The organism is Endozoicomonas sp. SESOKO2, from assembly GCF_024606245.1.
Classification (GTDB): domain Bacteria; phylum Pseudomonadota; class Gammaproteobacteria; order Pseudomonadales; family Endozoicomonadaceae; genus Endozoicomonas_A.
Genome location: NZ_JAHHPQ010000175.1, coordinates 1 through 3,758 on the forward strand (window position 1 = coordinate 1; position 3,758 = coordinate 3,758).

1 protein-coding gene is annotated in these 3,758 nt (G+C 48.2%); it reads right to left on the reverse strand.

Annotation, left to right across the window (positions count from 1 at the left end; translation table 11 throughout):
• Positions 1-3,758 (reverse strand): hypothetical protein (locus KDK17_RS04280; protein ID WP_257287432.1); only part of this gene is annotated, 3,758 nt, incomplete at both ends.

A 3,758-nucleotide genomic window follows, 5' to 3' on the forward strand; every position in this document is an offset into this window, starting at 1 on the left:
ACGACCATTTAGGCACATTGTCCCTGAAGTATTTCTCCCAGCTATTCTCAAACATTTTCATTGTGCGATCACGGCGTTCACGGAACTGCAGATAATTTTCATGTCGAGTCCAGCCAGGCATCATGTTGCTTGCTTTAACACGGTTTGCATAGGCTTCATCGGTTTCATTAAAGCGCTGAGGCGAGGCAGTAGCGGTACGTTTCACATAGTCAGATTCCGTTTCACCCACGCCTGTCCAGCGATTAATCTTGTCAAGACTCCGGCCCAGAGGGCCACCCAGCCATTGAGTAAGCATCTTGTTGTTGTTCATAAAGAAATCGTAAGTGAGACTCGAAACCAGAGCGAATCCGAAGGTTTGGGCGTAGGTAAACCCTGATATCAGACCGTGGGCATATGCTCCGACCGTGGCTACCGGACCCAGCACCAGTCCGGCTGTGGCCGAGGCCAGAGCCTTTATGTTTTGTGGGGTCACCCGGTGCAGCAGCGGTACCTGAACGCCTTGCCCGGAACTCATGGATGCCACTATTTCGGGCGCCAGGCGGGAAATGCTGCGATACATCCGGGGGTTGGCGTTGTGCAGTCTTGCAAACAGCATGGAGCCGGTTTTCAGTAGAACGACTGAGGAAGCAGCCTTGCCGAATGGCATCGCCAGCCCGCCCAGTTCTGCAAGTTGTTCAATTTCACTGTGGAATTTATAGTGTTGGGTTCGGTCAAGATCAAAGCTATAGCGTTCCAACCAGTGCTGGAAAGGTATGCGCATCCTGTGCGTGTAATCACCCCTGTTGGTCAGGTCCAGAAGATAGAGGAACCACATGTTTGACAGCGACAGCAAGCCAGCCTTCAAGGCGGTATGGGCCACCAGCAGAGGTTTATAGCTGGAGTAGTACCAGGTGACCGCCTGTAACAGGAAGGCTGAAGGTTTGGCCCAGTAGTCATTGAGCTGCTGTTCAACCGCTGCGGCATGAGCCTGCTTTAATGTGTCATGGATAGCCTGGAGCAGCTCTGATTCAGACAAGCCAACGGCATTGGCGTAGGGTGCCAGGGTATCCTGAACATTGGCCAGAAATGCTGCCGACCTGCGACCATTTTCGAAGGCAATATCATCAAGCACATAGTTCGCGATGATAGCCGCTGCGTACTCTTTCATGCCGGCAACGGACTCTTTCATACCCGCCGGACAAGTTGCGGTCACGGTCACAGGAGCAAAGGCAATCCGCATGAATTGCTCAGCTCCTTCATCGGACAGTGCCCGGACAACGACTTTAAAGCGATGCACGTTGACGCCGTGTTTATAACCAAGGAAGTGCTCAAATTCATCCACTGTCTGATATCCATCGACACCTCTGATAGCCTTTAAGTAGTTCTCAAGTTCAGCATTGCTGATCGCGCCTTCCCGCAGCAGAGCTATGATCTTGTTACCACTGGCAGAATGGCTAGCGAAGTATTCCGGGAAGCTTTCCAGATCCTCCGTTTCATGCTCGACGAAGTGAATGTCTGTTTTGCCCATGGCACGAATTTCGTCCTTGAATTCTTGGGACCCTATTTCCATCTCATACATGGCCTTGAGCACCAGAATATCAACTTCATCCAGCGCATCCTCAGGCTCACCATACACGGGCTGGACAGTGGATTTAGGAAAGGTGGTCTTCAGGCTCTTGAAAACTTCCACAATCCGACTGGCCTGTTTAAACGTCACTTTGTCGTCGACGATTGCCTGTACGCGAATGGATGCAAATTCATCGTTAAAATTGAAAGCCGGAAGAAATGGCATTCCCTTATCGCTCTCCATGGTTGCTACGTGCATGCCAATTGCGGCTTCCATAGCTTGTTTTTTGAGAGGGTGCTGCTGCATGAAGTCTTTGATATCGGTCAGAAGTTTTGCCTCTCTTGGTGAGTACAGGAAGGGACTGCTATCCCTGTCGTGCTCACGCTGGAATTCCGTGACCTGAGTGTACTTTTTTCTGGTAAGAGGCAGTTCACCCCATACTCCATCTTCATCGGTTGCCCGACCTTGGGTATCTGAATGGTCATTAACAGCAAGACTGTAATCAGCTTCTTCCAGCGAAGCGGGGTCGCCATTTATCCAGATGTGCCGATTTGTTTTGGCTTCCTGTTCCTTAATGATTTCATCCCGTATTTCGATACTGTATCCCAGCAGGTGTTTTATGATGTCCTCTGCACGCTCTTTATTGGTCTGCTCGTCACCTGCAGACAGACCCAGCTCGCTCTGAAATTGTTTCATTGCCCGATTGAGCTCCACGTCGTCTTCATCCGAGGTCTCTTGGAGATACGCATCCATATCGCGTTTAGTCTTCTCCAGGACATTTTTAGCTTCTTTTACTGCTAGCCTGGCTCTGGCTACCTCACGTTCAAGTACGTATCGGGGATTTAGTTTCAGCTGAGCTATTTGCCTGTCAAGCTCATTTTCAATGACTGCGGTACGTTCATTAATGGTAGGCTGGCCCACTTTGTGAATTTCTCGAGTCAGTTTTACGAGTGTTTCTTCAATGAGTGTGATCTGATCATCCACACAGGCATTATTTTTATAGTCTTCAATGTTGAGTTGATGAGCAATTTCATTGTTTATATCTCTTGATAAACCTTCATCTTCATAGCGGTGGAATACTTTGAACCTTAATTCCGAAATTCTGGCTAGTAGGGCATCCATCTGATTTTGCAGGCTGGCGTCTTTTTCTAATTCTACTTCCAGATTATCGGCCACTTTAGCAATTAAAGCCTTGTTCCTTTTCTTGGCAGCAGCGTTTTCACTCCTGTCGATGCCCAGATCGTCCTCTAAAGCCTGAAGCATCAGATTCTGTCGTCCTTTGGCTAGCTGATCTGCATGTTCGACATAAAGGGTAAGATGGGAATAAAGCAGGAGCCTCTCAAGTTTACCTTTCCTTTTTTTGTAATCAGCAGGTTTGGTATCTTCTCTCCAGAGGGCATGGTATTGATGCTCCGTTATTTTTTCGATGACATCATCGTCTTCAAGTTTTATACGAACCCTGTCAAGTCGTTCCAGTTTGTTATCACCTTCACTGACCTGGATCTCGAGTATTTCTTCTGCGGTTTTCAGCACATCCAGCGCCTCTTCCTCTGCCCGCTGTCTGGCCTCTGTGAGGTATGTCTGAATTTTCTCAGAAATCGCGTTACGACGATAATACACATCGCCCTCGCTATCGAGGTCAACCATGTTCAGGGTTTTTTCTACAGCGGTCAGTTTCCGAAGTATTTCAGGACGGAGGCTTGATGTTCTGATGTCTTCCAGTTTTTTTTCGAAGCCTGCAAGATAGATGAACATGTTGAATACTGATTTTTCCAGGACGTTCTGGTTCTCTTCTGTGCCGTCTTCACTCAGTCTAATACCAAGAATCTCTGCCAAAGCATTTTGCCTGGCCTCGGGGTAAGAATTATCTTGACCATACATTTGCTTCATTGTATGGAGCAGAATGTCTTTTTGAATATCCATTGTCTTGATTTTCTGAAGCAGCTGTTCTTCCTGAGCGTCGACATTTGCATTGGTATCAAAATTTTTAATGTTTAAATCTGCGGCAATGGTTGCATAGCGAGCTTTGATTGCAGCTGCATTTTCAGCTTCTGTGATGGTTTTCTGAAGGAAGTGTTGTTGGATCAGAGCTTTCTGCTGTTCAAGGTGCTGCAGAATGGCCTGGTGACGGACTTGCGGGGCATCTTCGTCGTCAGGAATCAGGCCGAGCTTACTTTCCAGGTTGGCCAGTCTCTCCGGAGCCTCCTCGTCG